The organism is Phreatobacter oligotrophus (assembly GCF_003046185.1).
GTDB classification, from domain to species: Bacteria; Pseudomonadota; Alphaproteobacteria; order Rhizobiales; family Phreatobacteraceae; genus Phreatobacter; species Phreatobacter oligotrophus.
This window is the reverse complement of record NZ_PZZL01000007.1, coordinates 220,617-237,849: the sequence shown is the minus strand read 5'-3', so window position 1 is coordinate 237,849 and position 17,233 is coordinate 220,617. Positions and strand designations below refer to the sequence as shown.

Below are 17,233 nucleotides of genomic sequence, written 5' to 3'. Positions count from 1 at the left end.
CTCCTCCTCGGCCCGCGTTGCCGTCAGAGCGCCTTGCTCGGCAAGCCGCCGCCAGGTGAAGAGCTGGTTGGGCGATACACCGTGACGGCGGGCCATCAGGCTCACCGACGAGCCCGGCTCATTGGTCTCGGCGACCATCTCCAGCTTCTCCGTCACCGTCCATCGGCGCCGGCGCTGTGGTCCCTCAAGGACCTCACTCTTCGGATAAGAACCAGTCATGCGCACGACATTACTCCTAACCCTTATCTTAAGGGTGGGTCGTGTCCGGGTAATTAGGGGGCTGGTTCATGCCCCTTCTTTACGATGGCCCAGCGTTGGCTGGTCGAGGAGGCAAGAGACCAGCTCATGGGCCTTGGTCTTCACGTGTTCTCTCCCGTCCATGATGTCGGAAAAGGCCCCGCGTCGGTTGTCGCGCCACTTGATCTCGCAGGATTGGATTCGAGCGATCGCGTCTTTGCCATTGTCGACGGTTTGGACGCAGGGACAATCTTTGAGGTCGGTTATGCTCGCAAGCTGGGCCTTCCGGTCTACTGCTACGGCGAAACCATCGACCCTGAAGACAGCAAAATGATCACTGGCTCCGGCTGTCATCTGATCGCAGATTTTGCCACGGCCATCTACCACACCGCGTGGAAGTGCTGAGGTGGGTAGGGCATTGCTCCTATCTGGAGGAATGGACTCGGCAGCTTTGGCCTGGTGGCTTCGCCCGGAGCTCGCCGTGTTCGTCAACTACGGGCAGCGCCCGGCAGTGGCGGAGGAACGAGCTTCTGTCAAACTGGCCGGCGAGTTAGGAATTCCGCTTGAGGTTGTCTCGATCGATTGTTCCTCACTGGGCTCCGGGCAATTGGCTGGCCATGCTTCCCTGCCCGACGCTCCGACGCCTGAGTGGTGGCCTTATCGCAATCAATTGCTGATCACGATAGCAGGGGCCGTTGCGCTTCGGTGCGGAGGTGTCAATTCGATCATCATCGGATCCGTGGCAGAGGATGCCATCAACGGCGACGGCTCGGCAGCCTTTCGCTCGGCCCTGAGCAACGCGATGAGGGTTCAAGAGGGCGGCGTAGGCCTCGAGGCGCCAGCGGCCGGGCTGAGTAGCGTCGAACTCGTTCGGAAATCAGGAATCCCCGCAACGCTCCTCGGTTGGAGTCATTCCTGCTTCGTCAGCGACACACCATGTCTGAAGTGCAGAGGCTGTAATAAGCACCTCCACGTTCTCGACCAACTGGGGCTACGATGGCCCTGATGCGAAGGTGCTAACCGGGGCCACCTCCCTGTATCGATTCCATTATCGAAAATCGCCGCCGCGCCATGATCCCTCGGTAATGCCGGTTTGGCAGTCACTTCTTCCGGCAATATCTTACCGATGAGGCCACGGTCTTAGCAGGTGACGTTGCCCCTCTGGGATAATCCAGTTTGAAGTTCGTTCTGGCCCATCGAGAGGACCAGAACATGAGGCGCAGCCGCTTCACGGAAGAGCAGATCATCGGGATCTTGAAGGAGCACGAGGCCGGGATCCCGGTCTCTGACCTGTGCCGTAAGCACGGGGTCAGCGATGCGAGCATCTACAAGTGGAAGGCCCGCTTCGGCGGGATGGACGTATCGGAGGCCAAGCGGCTGAAGGCGCTCGAGGACGAGAATGCCGAGCTGCAGCGCACACGGGCTGACGTGATGCTGTTCAACGTCGCGTGTTGACGACGGCAGCGGAATCCTTGACCGCTCGGAACGTGGTGCACGCACTCGAGAATGCTGCAACCCCATGCGGCTATCTGGAGGGGCTTGACGCCGAAGTCATCGCTGGCGAGCAGATCTGTGCCGCCCTAAACTAGGTGAGCGGAAATGGCGTGCGCGTTGAGGTCGTCGGATTGGCGTGCCAGATTTCTAGCGCTGGCTTTTTGCCTTAGTTCGCTCGTGAGCCTTTATTAGGGGGTGAACGACACCTCGCAGCCGCGCCAATGCCAGCTCACGCAGCATGTCACGATTGAGCACGGCATATCCCTTGAGAAAGAACAATGTTCCGCCCTCTCGGAGAGCTTTGAACAATGCAGGGTCGGTCGCAGCAAGCCTGGGGTCAGGCCCTGTCCAGGCTATCTCGGCCGCGCCGTGCAGCGCGACCACGTTCATATCCTGCAGAGCTTTCGCGATAACAAGCGGGTCTCTCTTCAGATCTACCAGCAAGCGCGTTCCCGCAACATGAACTTCGCGCGTGATCAATCGTTCAATCCTTTTCCTGTTTTAGCCCGCGGTCGGGCGGGGCGGATACGCTGGCGGTTTGATTGCCGCGTTAGAGCCAGAACAACCATGTTGTCGGCGGCGATCTCCCGGTGCTCTTGGGGCAGCTGTCGAACCGCCTCCATGATGGCGTCTTCGTCGAGGCCCTTGGCGTTCATCAAAAAAGCGATGTCCTCCAGATCTTGCGGAGAAGCTCGAACCAGTTTCGCTGCCGCTAGAATGGCGGGGGGAGGGGCCTCCACAATCAGCTTATTGCCCGACCAGACCAGCTTGTTCGGTGCCCCTCCTGGCCATCGTCTTTCTTGAATGTCAAAGGGCGGTAGGCGGACGACTCCATCATCAACGATCTGGAGATAGATCCGATCCGGTGCCAGCTCTACAGGGTCGACGTCCAGATCTGCGGCAAAGGCCATTTGCCTGATGGCTCGGTCATTAATTTTGCTAGCAGGCCGCCAAATGTCGATGTCCTGAGTCTGCCGAGCAGCTGACCCGTACGACAGAATCGCAGCCGCGCCAAAGATGCAGAGAGTTTGCGTTTCGCTTGTGGGCGATAGCGCATCATCCATCTTCTCGAAGATCTTAGTCAGGCTTTGAGAGTCGATTTTCTCGATCAAGGTGGCGTCCGTCAGGTTCGCGTACGTTCAGTATATGGCGATCATTCCGGAACGGCGCCAGTGCGGGAAAAGCGGGGTTACTGCTGGGGGAGATGTCAAGTTGGTTGGTTCAGCCGGATATTATTCTGCCGGGTTTGCCTCCTAGTCGCGGACGATATCGGTAGATCGTGAGCTTTGGAACGGGCGCGACTCCCTGCTTCCACGGCCCCTGCCGCGAGAACGTCAGCCGCTTCTCATTATGACTTGACTAGGCGGGTCATGGCCCATTTTGAACCGTCGCACCGCAGCGTCATACGTACTGGCGGATAGCTACGTCCGTGCCAGTTAAAAGCTGCACCACGGCCTAGGCATCAGCCGTTCCTACAGTGCTGCTGTAGCGCCCGGCCCGAATTCAGGCTTCTGCTAATTGGCTGTGACCACCCGCGAGCAAGGAAGAGAATTCCCTGCCTGAGGCATTTCTTCCTCAGCCAAAAGGAAATCGGTACTAGGATCTGACACCGTCGAAGAAGGTGCGCTCGGGACAGCGCTTACGGATTACCGGTGGCCAGTGGCGATCGGCGGGATGGGGAATGAAGGCGCGACCTGTTAGGAAAGGAAGAAAATTGTCCGCTCGAGGCACTTTGTCCCCATCCAAATGGAAATAAAGATCCTGCCCGAACAAAGGCAGCAAATTGTCTGCTCCATGCGCATTTTCCCATGCCCCGAGGAAATAAATTGTCGGCTCTGACACGTCCCGTCTCCCGTCCCATCCGCCCTTCTCCCGATGTTGACGTTTACGTAAACGTGAGTTAGACAAAAGGCGAAGTCAGCCTGAGCCCTCTGTCGGGAGCTTGATGCCGGTGAGCCGCATGGCCGAACAGGACCTCGCCCGAGACGGCGGCGCCACGCTCGCCGAGCTCTTGGCGCGCACCGGCAAGGCCTCCGACAAGGAGGTCTTCACCATCCGCGAGCTGACGCGCGAATTCGGCCTCACCGCCCGCGCCCTGCGCTTCTACGAGGAGAAGGGCCTGCTGGCGCCGAAGCGCCAGGGCCAGGACCGCCTCTATTCCCGCCGCGACCGGTCGCGCTTGCGCCTCGTTCTCATGGGCAAGTGGGTCGGCTTCTCGCTCGAGGAGGTCAAGGCGATGCTCGACCTCTACGACCTCGGCGACGGCGGCGTCACACAGATGAAGGTGGCGCGGACCAAGTATCGCGAGCAGGTCGGCCGTCTCGCCGCCCAGCGGCGCGACATCGACACCGCCATGAGCGAATTGCAGCGGGCGATCGCCGTCATCGACGAGCGCCTCGCGGCCATCGGCGCCTCGGCGTCGAGCGACTGACATCCCGCCGCCGCGAGGCGGCCCAGCACGCGGCGCCGCAGGGCGCCCCTCTCGGAGGAGATGAGACCATGCCGATCTACAAGGCGCCCATCGAAGACACGATGTTCGTGCTCTACGACGTCCTGAAGATGGAAGCTTACGGCAACCTGCCGGGCTTCGCCGATGCGCCGCGCGACCTCGTCGAGGCCATCGTCAACGAGGGCGCCAAGTTCTGCGAGGAGGTGCTCCAGCCCCTCAACGTGGTGGGCGACACGGTCGGCTGCCGCCGCAACGCCGACGGCACCGTGACGACTCCGCCCGGCTTCAAGGAGGCCTACAAGCAGTACCAGGAGGGCGGCTGGATGGGCCTTGCCTTCGACCCCGAATATGGCGGCCAGGGCCTGCCGGCCACGGTCAACACCGTGGTCGGCGAGTTCATGTCCTCGGCGAACCTCGCCTGGGGCATGTATCCGGGCCTGACCCAGGGCGCCATGGCGGCCCTGCACGTCCATGCCAATGACGAGATCAAGCGCACCTACCTGCCGAAGATGACCACCGGCGAGTGGACCGGCACGATGAACCTCACCGAGCCGCATTGCGGCACGGATCTCGGCATGCTGCGCACCAAGGCCGTGCCGAACGGCGACGGCTCCTACAGGATCTCCGGCCAGAAGATCTTCATCTCGGCCGGCGAGCACGACATGGCCGAGAACATCGTCCACCTCGTCCTTGCCCGCATCGAGGGCGCGCCGGCCGGCACCAAGGGCATCTCGCTCTTCGTCGTGCCGAAGTTCCTGCCCACCCCCGACAACAAGCCGGGCCAGCGCAACGGCGTCTCCTGCGGCAAGATCGAGGAGAAGATGGGCATCCACGGCAATGCCACCTGCGTCATGAACTATGACGAGGCGACCGGCTGGCTCGTCGGCCAGGAGAACAAGGGGCTCAACGCCATGTTCGTGATGATGAACGAGGCGCGCCTGTCGGTCGGCGTCCAGGGCCTGTCGCAGTCGGAGGTCGCCTACCAGAACGCGGTGGCCTATGCGAAGGACCGCATCCAGGGCCGCGCGCTCTCCGGCCCGAAGGCGCCGGAGAAGGCCGCCGACCCGATCATCGTCCACCCCGACGTGCGCCGCACGCTGATGACGCTGCGCGCCGTCAACGAGGCCGGCCGCGCCCTGATGCTGTGGACCGCGCTGATGGCCGACGTCTCCCACCGCTCGGAGGATGCCGGCGAGCGCCAGAAGGCCGAGGACCATCTCGGCCTGATGACGCCGATCATCAAGGGCGTGCTCACCGACCTCGGCTTCGACAATGCCGTGAAGGCCCAGCAGATGTATGGCGGCCACGGCTACATCAACGAGTGGGGCATGGGCCAGTTCGTCCGCGATGCCCGCATCGCCATGATCTACGAGGGCGCCAACGGCATCCAGGCGCTCGACCTCGTCGGCCGCAAGCTCGGCGCCAATGGTGGCCGCGCGGTGATGAGCTTCTTCAACGAGGTCGGCACCTTCTGCGCGCAGAACAAGGACGACGCCACGGTCGGTCCCTTCATCGGCTCGCTGTCGAAGGGTCTGAAGGACCTGCAGGCCGCCACCATGTGGTTCATGCAGAACGCCATGGCCAAGCCCGACAATGCGGGTGCCGGCTCGACCCCCTACATGCATATGTTCGGCCTCGTCGCCATGGGCTACATGTGGGCGAAGATGGCCAAGGTGGCGCAGGAAAAGCTCGTCGCCGGCGCCAACGGCTCCACCGACCGCATGAACGCCAAGCTGGTGACGGCGCGCTTCTTCTTCGAGCAGATGATGCCGGAGACCGGCGCCCATCTCGCCCGCATCCAGGCCGGTGCGGATTCGATGATGGCGCTCGCGGCTGACGCGTTCTGATCCATCCGACAGCATCGGGGAGCCGGCCCCAAGCCGGCTCCCCCGTAAGGCCCTCTTCCAGCGCCGCGGCGCCCGGTGGTGTAACTGCACGCCCGGGCCGAAAGCGGCCGAAAAGACTGCAAGGGAGACCGAGATGAGCGCGCTGAACCTGCCGAAGCCCGCCTGGTACACCGACGAGCACGCCATGCTCGCCGAGAGCACCCGCGCCTTCCTCGCGAAAGATTTCACACCGAACTTCGACCGCTGGTCGGAAGAGGGCCTGATGGATCGCGACGCCTGGATCAAGGCGGCGGATGCCGGCCTGCTCTCGGCCTCGATCCCGGAGGAATATGGCGGCTCGGGCGGCGACTATAGCCACGAGGCGGTCATCGCCCACGAGATCGCCATGGCGGGGGCCGACAGCTGGGGTTGGGCCATCCACGGGCCGATCGTCGCGCCCTACATCCTCCATTACGGCACCGAGGAGCAGAAGAAGAACTGGCTGCCGAAGATGGCGACCGGCGAGCTCATCGCCGCCCTCGCCATGACCGAGCCCGGCGCCGGCTCCGACGTGCAGGGCATCCGCACCAAGGCCGAGCGCTCCGGCAATGGCTGGGTGCTGAACGGCTCGAAGACCTTCATCACCAACGGCCAGCACGCCAATTTCATCCTGGTCGCCGCCAAGACCGACCCTTCAGCCGGCGCCAAGGGCACCTCGCTCTTCGCGGTGGAGACGGAGAATGCGCCGGGCTTCCGCCGCGGCCGCAAGCTCAAGAAGCTCGGCCTCGACTGGGCTGACACCTCCGAGCTCTTCTTCGACGACATGAAGCTTCCGGCCGAGGCGCTGCTCGGCCCCGAGCCGAACCAGGGTTTCTACCAGATGATGCGCGCCCTGCCGCAGGAGCGCCTCACCATTGCCGGGGCCGCCGTCGGCATGATCGAGCGGGCGCTGACCCTGACCATCGACTATGTCAAGGAGCGCAAGGCCTTCGGCAAGGCGGTGATCGACTTCCAGAACACCCAGTTCGAGCTTGCCGACATGAAGACCGAGGCCACCATGGCCAAGATCTTCTACGAGACCTGCGTCGGCCTCCACATCGAGGGCAAGTGCGACACGGTCATGGCCTCCATGGCGAAGTACAAGCTCTCCGACCTGCAGAACACCATCGTGGACCGCTGCCTCCAGCTCTTCGGCGGCTACGGCTTCATGGACGAGTACCCGATCTCGCGGATGTACCGGGACGCGCGCATCCAGCGCATCTACGGCGGCACCAACGAGATCATGAAGATCCTGATCGCACGCTCGCTCTGACCGGCGCAGCGCTCAACTGAACCACCGGGGAGGAACCCGCATGACCGACGTCTTCGTCTACGACCACGTGCGCACGCCGCGCGGCAAGGGCAAGTCCGACGGGGCCCTCCACGAGGTGACCGCCCTCGAGCTCGCCACCACGACGCTGCGCGCCATCAAGGCCCGCAACGGCCTCGACACCAGCCTCGTCGACGACGTGGTGCTCGGCTGCGTCGACCCGGTCGGCGAGGCGGGCAGCGACATCGCGCGCGTCGCCGCCCTCAAGGCGGACTATGGCGACATCGTCCCCGGCATCCAGATCAACCGCTTCTGCGCCTCCGGCCTCGACGCGGTGAACTTTGCCGCGGCGCAGGTCATGGCCGGCCAGCACGACCTCGTCATCGGCGGCGGCGTCGAGAGCATGTCGCGCGTCGGCATGGGCGCCTCGGGCGGCGCCTGGCCGGTCGACCCGTCCATCGCGGTGAAGAGCTACTTCATGCCGCAGGGCATCTCGGCCGACCTCATCGCCACCAAGTACGGCTTCTCCCGCGACGACGTCGATGCCTATGCGGTGGAGAGCCAGAAGCGCGCCGCCAAGTCCTGGGAAGAGGGCCGGTTCAAGAACTCGGTCATCCCGGTGAAGGACATGAACGGCCTCACCATCCTCGACCGCGACGAGCACATGCGCCCGACGACGACCATGCAGTCGCTGGCGAGCCTCAACCCCTCCTTCGTCATGATGGGCGAGGCTGGCGGCTTCGACGCCGTGGCGATCCAGGCCCATCCGGAACTCGAGGGCGTCAACCACGTCCACCATGCCGGCAATTCCTCCGGCATCGTCGACGGCGCCGCCGCCGTGCTGCTCGGCTCGGCCGAGGCCGGCAAGGCCTCGGGCCTGAAGCCGCGCGCCCGCATCCGCGCCTTCGCCAATATCGGCTCGGAGCCGGCGCTCATGCTCACCGGTCCTGTGGACGTCACCAAGAAGCTCCTCAAGAAGGCCGGCATGTCGCTCTCCGACATCGACCTCTTCGAGCTGAACGAGGCCTTCGCCTCGGTGGTGCTGCGCTACATGCAGGCCTTCGACATCCCGCACGACAAGATCAATGTCTGCGGCGGCGCCATCGCGCTCGGCCATCCGCTCGGCGCCACCGGCGCCATGATCCTCGGCACGGTGCTCGACGAGCTGGAGCGCACCGGCAAGTCCACCGCCCTCGTGACGCTGTGCATCGGCGCCGGCATGGGCACCGCCACCATCATCGAGCGCGTGTGAGAGGAGTGATGACCATGAACCTCAAGAACTTCACCTGGGTCGTCGACGCCGACGGCATCGCGCTCCTCACCTGGGACATGAAGGACAAGTCGATGAACGTCATCGACGAGTCCGTCGGCCAGGACCTCAACGCGGCGGTGGATGCCGCCGTCGCCGATCCGGCGGTCAAGGGCGTCGTCATCACCTCGGGCAAGGACACCTTCTCCGGCGGTGCCGATCTCACCATGCTCGAGCGCCTCGGCCAGACCTTCAAGGACGCCATCAAGGCCAAGGGCCCCGAGGCTGCCATGGCCGACTTCTTCGAGCAGAGCCGCGCCTATTCGCTGGTGCTGCGCAAGATCGAGACCTGCGGCAAGCCCTTCGTCTGCGCCATCAACGGCATGTGCCTTGGCGGCGCCTTCGAGATCGCGCTCGCCTGCCACGCCCGCATCGCCTCGGACAATCCGAAGCTGCGCGTCGGCCTGCCCGAGGTGAAGGTCGGCCTGTTCCCCGGCGCCGGCGGCACCCAGCGCGTGCCGCGCATGGCCGACATCCAGTCGGCGCTGCAGATGCTCCTGAAGGGCGACCAGCTCAAGGCCGACCGCGCCAAGGCGATGAACCTGATCGACGAGATCGTTCCCGCCGACAAGCTGATCGAGGCGGCAAAGGCGAGGCTCAAGGCCGGCGTCGACCCGGTGAAGCCCTGGGACAAGCCGAAGTTCAAGCTGCCCTCCGGCCCGGTCTATTCGGCCGGCGGCATGATGGTCTGGCCCCCGGCCAACGCCATCTATCGCAAGGAGACCTACGACAATTATCCGGGCGCCCGCGCCATCATGAGCGCGGTCTATGAGGGCCTGCTGGTTCCCATGGACACGGCGCTCCGGATCGAGTCGCGCTACTTCGCCTCCGTCCTGCGCTCGCCGCAGGCCCAGGCGATGATCCGCTCGCTCTTCGTGTCGATGGGTGCGCTCGGCAAGGGCCTGCGCCGTCCGGCCGGCGTGCCGGCAACCCAGCTCAAGACGGTCGGCGTGCTCGGCGCCGGCTTCATGGGCGCGGGCATCGCCTATGTCACGGCACAGGCCGGCATGGACGTCGTCCTGCTCGACCGCGACGTGGAAGCGGCCGAGAAGGGCAAGGCCTATACCCACAAGCTGATGACCGACCAGGTCAACAAGGGCCGCGCCACCTCGGCGCAGCGCGAGGCGCTGCTCGCCAAGATCAAGACCACGGCCGACTATGCCGACCTCGCCAATGTCGACCTCGTCATCGAGGCGGTGTTCGAGGATCCGGCGGTGAAGGCCGACGTCATCAAGAAGACCGAGGCCGTCATCCGCCCCGACGTGATCTTCGCCTCCAACACCTCGACCCTGCCCATCACCGGCCTCGCCAAGGCCTCGGTGCGCCCCGAGCAGTTCATCGGCATCCACTTCTTCTCGCCGGTGGACAAGATGATGCTCGTCGAGATCATCATGGCGGAGAAGACCGGCGACAAGGCGCTCGCCGTCGCCCTCGACTACGTCAAGGCGATCAAGAAGACGCCGATCGTCGTCAACGACACCCGCGGCTTCTACGTGAACCGCTGCGTCGGCAACTACATCAAGGAAGCCCACCTCATGGTGATGGAGGGCGTGCCCCCCGTTATGATCGACAATCTCGCCAAGCAGGCGGGCATGCCGGTCGGGCCGCTGACCCTCAATGACGAGGTCGCCATCGACCTCGGCCTCAAGATCCTGAAGGCCACCAAGGCGCAGGTCGGGGCCCAGGCCGTCGACCCGCAGCAGGAGAAGCTGCTGACCTTCCTGGTCGAGCAGGAGGGCCGCGTCGGCAAGAAGGCCAAGAAGGGCTTCTACGAGTATCTCGACAACGGCAAGAAGACGATCTGGCCGGGCCTCAAGGCCTTCGTCGGGACGCAGCAGGACCCGGACGCGATCGACCGCCAGGAGATCATCGACCGGCTCTTGATCACGACGGCGCTGGAAGCCTCGCGCTGCGTCGAGGAGGGGGTGGTCACCGATCCGCGCGAGGCGGATGTCGGCTCCATCCTCGGCTTCGGCTTCGCGCCCTGGTCGGGCGGCACGCTCAGCTACATCGACATGATCGGCACCAAGGCCTTCGTCAGGAAGTGCGACGCGCTGGTGGCCAAGTACGGCGACCGCTTCACGCCGAACAAGCTGCTGCGCGAGATGGCCGAGACCGGCGAGACCTTCTACGGCCGCATGGCCGGCCGGAAGGCGGCGGCCTGAGGCTTCGCGACAAGCGAGGAGATGCGCGGGCGGCCTTCGGGCCGCCCGTTGCGTTTGGGGGCTACCACTGCACCGCGACGATGTCGGTCTGCCTGAAGTCGTCGCCCTTTAAGAGCAGGGGCTCGCCAGTGTCCCGTGCCAGGGCGTAGGCGATGCAGTCGCCGTAGTTGAGGCCGGCCTTGGCCTGCCCCTTGCCGAACAGACGGAAGGCGCGCCGGGCGATGTCCGCGTGATGGGGCGTCATCGCCACGATGTCGATGCCAAGCTTGACGACCATCAGGTCGAGAGCATGGCCACCGGCATCGCCCTTGCGGGCCTGGGCGATGATGCCAGCCTCGAGAATGCTGCCCGCCGACATCAGCCGCGTCCCGTCCTGCGCGATGGCGCGGATCAGATCGGCCGCCTCGGGTTCCGAGAAAAGGATCGCGAGCAGGGCAGAGGTGTCGATGACCATCCGTTACTCGACCATCGCGTCGAACCCGAGGATCGCCTCGTCGCTGCGGTGGTCGCGCATCGGCAGACTCGCGAGACTGCGGGCGACACGGAGAACGTCGTCGACCAACACTTCGGTATCGGACTGGCGACGTTGCTCCCGCGCCAGCTTCTCCTTCAGTGCGGTGACCACGGCGCCGGTGATGGTTTCGCCCGTCATCTCGGCGACCTGCCGCGCCAGCCGGTCAGCCTCAGGGTCCTTGATGTTGAGCGCCACCGCGATCTTCCTCGCTGCCTTATTGTCTTCCTTTAAAGATAGCAGATCCTGCCGATCGTCGACAGGGCGGCGGGGTGGCGGGTGCGCCTTGGCGCTGCATCGGCAGGGCGGCGCCACCAAAACCCGTGGAAAGCCGCGGCTCCGCGACCTTTGGTGCAGAGGCACATGGCTCGCATGGCGTTGCACCATGAGAATACGTGTGCTACCGGACAGCCGACTTTGGGGGCAGGTCACGCGTGTGACCCTCTTCCGGGGCTGAATTTCCCAGTCGAGACAACGGTTTGATGTCACCGTGCGAAAGCGGGGCGGCACAGGAAGACCGGAGGTTTCGACGCCTCAAGCGCGAGAGACGCGGTGGCTGGCGAAGACAAGACCGTTTCCGGCATGGCGGGGCGCTATGCATCCGCCCTTTTCGAGCTGGCGAGCGAGGCGGGCCAGGTTGACCAGGTGCAGGCCGATCTCGGTCGGTTCACCGCCCTTCTGGAGGGCTCCGAGGACCTGCGGCGGCTGGTGAAGAGCCCCGTCTTCTCCTCTGACGAGCAGGCCAAGGCGGTCGGCGCCATCCTGGCGAAGGCCGGCATCGGCGGCATCGCCGCGAACCTCATCAAGGTGGTGGCGGCGAATCGCCGTCTCTTCGCCATCGAGAGCATCATCCGCGGCTTCAACGGCCTGGTGGCCAAGTCGCGCGGCGAGATCATCGCCGAGGTGACGGTCGCCGAGGCGCTGTCGCCCACCCATTCCTCCTCGCTGTCGGCCGCCCTCAAGGACGTGCTCGGCAAGGAGCCCAAGATCGACGTGAAGGTGGACCCGGCCATTCTCGGCGGGCTGATCGTGAAGGTCGGCTCGCGGATGATCGACACGTCCCTTCGCACCAAGCTCAACGCGATTCGAACCGCCATGAAAGAGGTCGGCTGATGGACATCCGCGCCGCTGAAATCTCTGCGATCCTCAAGGAGCAGATCAAGAACTTCGGTCAGGAGGCGGAAGTCTCCGAGGTCGGCCAGGTGCTGTCCGTCGGTGACGGTATTGCCCGCGTTTACGGTCTCGACAACGTCCAGGCGGGCGAGATGGTCGAGTTCGACAACGGCATCCGCGGCATGGCGCTGAACCTCGAGACCGACAATGTCGGTATCGTCATCTTCGGCGCCGACCGTGACATCAAGGAAGGCGACACGGTGAAGCGCACCGGCGCCATCGTGGACGTCCCCGTCGGCAAGGGCCTTCTCGGCCGCGTCGTCGACGCCCTCGGCAACCCGATCGACGGCAAGGGCCCGATCGAGTCCACCGAGCGTCGCCGCGTCGACGTGAAGGCCCCGGGCATCATTCCGCGCAAGTCGGTGCACGAGCCGATGGCGACGGGCCTGAAGTCGATCGACGCGCTGATCCCGATCGGCCGCGGCCAGCGCGAGCTGATCATCGGCGACCGCCAGACCGGCAAGACCGCCATCGCCCTCGACACGATCCTCAACCAGAAGCCGCTGAACGTCGCCGGCGCCGACGAGCACCAGAAGCTCTACTGCGTCTACGTCGCCGTCGGCCAGAAGCGCTCCACGGTCGCCCAGTTCGTGAAGGCGCTCGAGGAGAACGGCGCGCTCGAGTACTCGATCGTCGTCGCCGCCACCGCCTCCGACGCCGCCCCGATGCAGTTCCTGGCGCCCTTCGCCGGCTGCGCCATGGGCGAGTTCTTCCGCGACAACGGCATGCACGCCGTCATCATCTATGACGACCTGTCCAAGCAGGCCGTCGCCTACCGCCAGATGTCGCTGCTGCTGCGCCGTCCGCCGGGCCGCGAGGCCTATCCGGGCGACGTGTTCTATCTCCACTCCCGCCTGCTCGAGCGCGCGGCGAAGATGGGTGACGACGCCGGCAAGGGCTCGCTGACCGCGCTGCCCGTCATCGAGACGCAGGCCAACGACGTGTCGGCCTACATCCCGACCAACGTCATCTCCATCACCGACGGCCAGATCTTCCTCGAGACCGACCTGTTCTTCCAGGGCATCCGCCCGGCGGTGAACGTCGGCCTCTCCGTGTCGCGCGTCGGCTCCTCGGCGCAGACCAAGGCGATGAAGAAGGTCGCTGGCAAGATCAAAGGCGAGCTCGCCCAGTATCGCGAGATGGCCGCCTTCGCCCAGTTCGGCTCGGACCTCGACGCGACGACCCAGCGCCTGCTCAACCGCGGCGCCCGTCTCACCGAGCTCCTCAAGCAGAACCAGTACTCGCCGCTGAAGATGGAAGAGCAGGTTGCGGTCATCTGGGCCGGCACCAACGGCTACCTCGACAAGCTGCCGCTGAACCGCGTGAAGGCCTTCGAAGAGGGTCTGCTCGGCAAGCTGCGCTCCGAGGGCACCATCCTCGAGGCGATCCGCTCCTCCAAGGATCTCTCCGACGACACGGCCGGCAAGCTGAAGGCCGCGGTGGAGAGCTTCGCGGCGTCGTTCGGCTGATCGCCGGGCGGTGAGCTACGTCGGCGACAGCCTCGGGCCGGGCGAGACCATCGTCCATGAAGCGACGATCCACTGGATCGTCTACTTCTGGCCCATCGTCGCCGTGATCGTCGGCCTCGCCGCCACGGTCCTCGCCTGGCCCTATGGCCTGGCGGTGCTCGCGGCGGCGGCGCTCTGGCTGCTGGTGGCCTGGTTCCTGAGCCGGACCACCGAGCTGGCGGTCACCTCCCGCAAGGTGGTGGCGAAGTGGGGCCTCGTGGCCCGCTCCACCATCGAGCAGAGGCTCGAAAAGGTCGACTCCATCTCGGTCGACCAGACATTTCTCGGTCGCGTCCTCAATTTCGGGAACGTGACCGTCCATGGGACGGGCATCAACGCCACGCCCATCAAGATGATCGCGGATCCGCTGGTCTTCCGCCGCAAGGTGGAACAGGCCATCGAAGCCAGAAGGGACGTCGGCTGATGCCGAGCTTGAAGGATCTGAGGAACCGCATCGCCTCCGTGAAGGCGACGCAGAAGATCACCAAGGCCATGCAGATGGTGGCCGCGGCGAAGCTGAAGCGCGCCCAGACGGCGGCAGAGGCGGCGCGCCCCTATGCCGAGAAGATGGAGGCGGTGCTCGCCAACCTGACCGCCGGCGTCTCGGGTGCCGATGCCCCGGTGCTGCTGTCCGGCACGGGCAAGGACCAGGTTCACCTGCTCGTCGTCGCCACCGCCGAGCGCGGCCTGTGCGGCGCCTTCAACAGCTCCATCGTCCGCCTCGCCCGCGAGCGGGCCCTGGCCCTGCAGGCCGAGGGCAAGACGGTCAAGTTCTTCTGCGTCGGACGCAAGGGCTACGATCTCATCCGCCGCCAGTTCGACAAGCAGATCGTCGGCTACATCGAATTCCGCGCGGTGAAGCAGCTCTCCTACGCCCAGGCCGAGGAGGTCAGCACCCAGGTGCAGAAGCTCTTCGCCGACGGCCAGTTCGACATCGCGACGCTGTTCTTCTCGAAGTTCAAGTCGGTGATCTCGCAGATCCCGACGGCGCAGCAGATCATCCCGGCGCAGGTCGCCGGCGAGGCCGCCCCGGCCGGCGCCGACACCGCCCCTTACGAGTTCGAGCCCGGCGAGACCGAGATCCTCGCCGATCTCCTGCCGCGCAACGTGACCATCCAGATCTTCAAGGCGATCCTCGAGAACGCCGCGTCGGAGCAGGGCGCCCGCATGTCCTCCATGGACAATGCGACGCGCAATGCCGGCGAGATGATCAAGAAGCAGACGCTCAAGTACAACCGCGCGCGTCAGGCGATGATCACCAAGGAACTCATCGAAATCATCTCGGGCGCTGAGGCGCTCTGAGCTCACGTCATTGAACGAGGACCCCATCATGGCAAAGACAGCGACCAACGCGCCGGCGGGTACCGGCCGGATCAGCCAGGTCATCGGCGCCGTCGTCGACGTGCAGTTCGACGGGCATCTGCCGCAGATCCTGAACGCGCTCGAGACCAGCAACAACGGCAACCGCCTCGTTCTCGAGGTCGCCCAGCACCTCGGCGAGAACACCGTCCGCTGCATCGCCATGGACACGTCCGAGGGCCTGGTGCGCGGCCAGGAGGTCAAGGACACCGGCCAGCCGATCGCCGTTCCCGTCGGTGACGAGACCCTCGGCCGCATCCTCAACGTCGTCGGCGAGCCGATCGACGAGGCCGGCCCGGTCAAGACCACGCTGACCCGCGCCATCCACCAGCCGGCCCCGACCTTCGCCGAGCAGGCGACGGAAGCCGAGATCCTCGTGACCGGCATCAAGGTCGTCGACCTCCTCGCCCCCTACGCCAAGGGCGGCAAGATCGGCCTGTTCGGCGGCGCCGGCGTCGGCAAGACCGTGCTCATCCAGGAGCTCATCAACAACGTCGCCAAGGCCCACGGCGGCTACTCGGTGTTCGCCGGCGTCGGCGAGCGCACCCGTGAGGGCAACGACCTCTATCACGAGTTCATCGAGTCCGGCGTGAACAAGAAGGGCGGCGGCGAAGGCTCCAAGTGCGCCCTCGTGTTCGGCCAGATGAACGAGCCGCCGGGCGCCCGCGCCCGCGTCGCCCTCTCGGGCCTGACCATCGCCGAGCACTTCCGCGACCAGGGCCAGGACGTGCTGTTCTTCGTCGACAACATCTTCCGCTTCACCCAGGCGGGCTCCGAGGTGTCGGCGCTTCTCGGCCGCATCCCCTCGGCGGTGGGCTATCAGCCGACGCTCGCCACCGACATGGGCGCCCTCCAGGAGCGCATCACCACCACCCAGAAGGGCTCGATCACCTCGGTGCAGGCGATCTACGTGCCGGCGGACGACCTCACCGACCCGGCGCCGGCCACCTCCTTCGCCCACCTCGACGCGACGACCGTGCTCAACCGCTCGATCGCCGAGAAGGGCATCTATCCGGCGGTGGACCCGCTCGACTCGACCTCGCGCATGCTCGACCCCCGCGTCATCGGTGACGAGCACTACGCGGTGGCCCGCAAGGTCCAGCAGACCCTGCAGCGCTACAAGGCGCTCCAGGACATCATCGCCATCCTCGGCATGGACGAGCTCTCGGAAGAGGACAAGCTCACCGTCGCCCGCGCCCGCAAGGTCGAGCGCTTCCTCTCCCAGCCCTTCCACGTCGCCGAGGTCTTCACCGGTGCTCCCGGCAAGTTCGTCGACCTGAAGGACACGGTGAAGGGCTTCGGCGATCTCGTCGAGGGCAAGTACGACCACCTCCCGGAGGCCGCCTTCTACATGGTCGGCACCATCGAGGAGGCTGTCGAGAAGGGCCGCAAGCTCGCCGCCGAAGCCGCCTGAGCGGCTTGAGAAAGAGGATCGCACGACATGGCGACCTTCCATTTCGAACTGGTCTCGCCCGAGCGTCAGCTCTTCTCGGGCGCCGTCGAGCAGGTGGTGGTGCCGGGTTCCGAGGGTGACTTCGGCATCCTCGCCGGGCACTCGCCCTTCGTCTCGACGCTGCGGCCGGGCATCCTGACCATCCACGCCGATGGCCAGCCGAAGCGGCTCTATGTCCGCGGCGGCTTCGCCGAGGTGTCGTCGGGCGGCCTCACCGTGCTGGCCGAGCGCGCGACGCCGGTCGAGGACCTCAACGCCGCCCATCTCGACCAGGACATCAAGAACGCCGAGGAAGACCTCGCCGACGCCAAGGACGACGCGGCGCGGCACAAGGCCTCCGAGCGCCTCGACCAGCTCAAGGGCGTCAAGGCTGCGCTGGGCACCGCCTCCTCGACGCACTGACCCGCGTTGGGTTTCAGACTTTCGCGAAGGCCGCCTCC

17 protein-coding genes and 2 pseudogenes are annotated in these 17,233 nt (G+C 65.3%); 14 read left to right on the top strand and 5 right to left on the bottom strand.

The genetic code is table 11. The annotated features are described in order from the left end of the window. The coding region (locus tag C8P69_RS23575) for a transposase (protein WP_211353838.1) at window positions 1-219 on the bottom strand (219 nt) is incomplete at its 3' end. 81 nt (window positions 220-300) lie between these two features. Here C8P69_RS23575 and C8P69_RS16790 point away from each other — a divergent pair. The 3 genes and pseudogenes from C8P69_RS16790 to C8P69_RS16780 form a co-directional block, all read left to right on the top strand. Further along, window positions 301-642: pseudogene (locus C8P69_RS16790) on the top strand (nucleoside 2-deoxyribosyltransferase); the annotation flags it as partial. A gap of 1 nt (window position 643) precedes the next feature. Then, window positions 644-1,243, top strand: a complete 600-nt coding sequence (locus tag C8P69_RS16785; protein WP_108178574.1) for a 7-cyano-7-deazaguanine synthase — start codon at window positions 644-646, stop codon at window positions 1,241-1,243. A 206-nt stretch (window positions 1,244-1,449) separates the two neighbouring features. Continuing rightward, window positions 1,450-1,686, top strand: a pseudogene (locus tag C8P69_RS16780) (transposase); the annotation flags it as partial. Between the two features lie 192 nt (window positions 1,687-1,878). Here C8P69_RS16780 and C8P69_RS23570 read toward each other — a convergent pair. Further along, on the bottom strand, window positions 1,879-2,211 hold the full coding sequence (locus C8P69_RS23570; protein ID WP_146167365.1) for a hypothetical protein: 333 nt from the start codon (window positions 2,209-2,211) through the stop codon (window positions 1,879-1,881). Continuing rightward, a complete protein-coding gene (locus tag C8P69_RS16775) occupies window positions 2,208-2,843 on the bottom strand; it encodes a DUF6036 family nucleotidyltransferase (protein ID WP_108178573.1) in 636 nt (211 codons plus the stop codon). The genes C8P69_RS23570 and C8P69_RS16775 overlap by 4 nt, the downstream gene beginning before the upstream one ends. Window positions 2,844-3,691: 848 nt before the next feature. On the opposite strand from C8P69_RS16775, the gene C8P69_RS16770 reads away from it, so the two are divergent. The 5 genes from C8P69_RS16770 to C8P69_RS16750 all read left to right on the top strand — a co-directional run bounded on the left by C8P69_RS16770 (window position 3,692) and on the right by C8P69_RS16750 (window position 10,789). Then, on the top strand, window positions 3,692-4,162 hold the full coding sequence (locus tag C8P69_RS16770) for a MerR family transcriptional regulator (protein ID WP_108178602.1): 471 nt from the start codon (window positions 3,692-3,694) through the stop codon (window positions 4,160-4,162). Window positions 4,163-4,230: 68 nt separating this feature from the next. After that, window positions 4,231-6,027 (top strand): acyl-CoA dehydrogenase C-terminal domain-containing protein, encoded by a 1,797-nt coding sequence (locus tag C8P69_RS16765; protein WP_108178572.1) that lies wholly within the window; start codon window positions 4,231-4,233, stop codon window positions 6,025-6,027. A gap of 133 nt (window positions 6,028-6,160) precedes the next feature. Next, complete coding sequence (locus C8P69_RS16760) at window positions 6,161-7,318, top strand: acyl-CoA dehydrogenase family protein (protein ID WP_108178571.1); 1,158 nt, start codon at window positions 6,161-6,163, stop codon at window positions 7,316-7,318. 40 nt (window positions 7,319-7,358) lie between these two features. Next, window positions 7,359-8,567, top strand: a complete 1,209-nt coding sequence (locus C8P69_RS16755) for an acetyl-CoA C-acetyltransferase (protein WP_108178570.1) — start codon at window positions 7,359-7,361, stop codon at window positions 8,565-8,567. A 14-nt stretch (window positions 8,568-8,581) separates the two neighbouring features. Continuing rightward, window positions 8,582-10,789 (top strand): 3-hydroxyacyl-CoA dehydrogenase NAD-binding domain-containing protein, encoded by a 2,208-nt coding sequence (locus C8P69_RS16750; RefSeq protein ID WP_108178601.1) that lies wholly within the window; start codon window positions 8,582-8,584, stop codon window positions 10,787-10,789. Between the two features lie 61 nt (window positions 10,790-10,850). Here the strand turns inward: C8P69_RS16750 and C8P69_RS16745 are convergent, their stop codons facing one another. Both C8P69_RS16745 and C8P69_RS16740 read right to left on the bottom strand, forming a co-directional pair. After that, window positions 10,851-11,243, bottom strand: a complete 393-nt coding sequence (locus C8P69_RS16745) for a type II toxin-antitoxin system VapC family toxin (protein ID WP_108178569.1) — start codon at window positions 11,241-11,243, stop codon at window positions 10,851-10,853. A gap of 3 nt (window positions 11,244-11,246) precedes the next feature. Then, on the bottom strand, window positions 11,247-11,498 hold the full coding sequence (locus C8P69_RS16740) for a type II toxin-antitoxin system VapB family antitoxin (protein ID WP_108178568.1): 252 nt from the start codon (window positions 11,496-11,498) through the stop codon (window positions 11,247-11,249). A 354-nt stretch (window positions 11,499-11,852) separates the two neighbouring features. Here C8P69_RS16740 and C8P69_RS16735 point away from each other — a divergent pair, with 354 nt between their 5' ends. From C8P69_RS16735 to C8P69_RS16710, 6 genes are read left to right on the top strand one after another with little or no spacing between them, the layout of a single operon-like run. Beyond that, on the top strand, window positions 11,853-12,413 hold the full coding sequence (locus tag C8P69_RS16735; protein WP_108178567.1) for a F0F1 ATP synthase subunit delta: 561 nt from the start codon (window positions 11,853-11,855) through the stop codon (window positions 12,411-12,413). Continuing rightward, a complete protein-coding gene (gene atpA / locus C8P69_RS16730; protein WP_108178566.1) occupies window positions 12,413-13,942 on the top strand; it encodes a F0F1 ATP synthase subunit alpha in 1,530 nt (509 codons plus the stop codon). Before C8P69_RS16735 ends, atpA begins: the two co-directional genes overlap by 1 nt. Window positions 13,943-13,952: 10 nt before the next feature. Beyond that, window positions 13,953-14,405: a PH domain-containing protein gene (locus C8P69_RS16725; protein WP_108178565.1), complete on the top strand. Its 453-nt coding sequence runs from the start codon at window positions 13,953-13,955 to the stop codon at window positions 14,403-14,405. After that, window positions 14,405-15,283, top strand: coding sequence for a F0F1 ATP synthase subunit gamma (locus C8P69_RS16720; RefSeq protein ID WP_108178564.1), 879 nt, complete (start codon window positions 14,405-14,407; stop codon window positions 15,281-15,283). The genes C8P69_RS16725 and C8P69_RS16720 overlap by 1 nt, the downstream gene beginning before the upstream one ends. A gap of 28 nt (window positions 15,284-15,311) precedes the next feature. Next, the gene (gene atpD, locus C8P69_RS16715; RefSeq protein ID WP_108178563.1) at window positions 15,312-16,754 is read left to right on the top strand and encodes a F0F1 ATP synthase subunit beta; all 1,443 of its coding nucleotides are present in this window, start codon (window positions 15,312-15,314) and stop codon (window positions 16,752-16,754) included. A gap of 27 nt (window positions 16,755-16,781) precedes the next feature. Continuing rightward, window positions 16,782-17,195: a F0F1 ATP synthase subunit epsilon gene (locus tag C8P69_RS16710; RefSeq protein ID WP_108178562.1), complete on the top strand. Its 414-nt coding sequence runs from the start codon at window positions 16,782-16,784 to the stop codon at window positions 17,193-17,195. Window positions 17,196-17,233 lie beyond the last annotated feature (38 nt).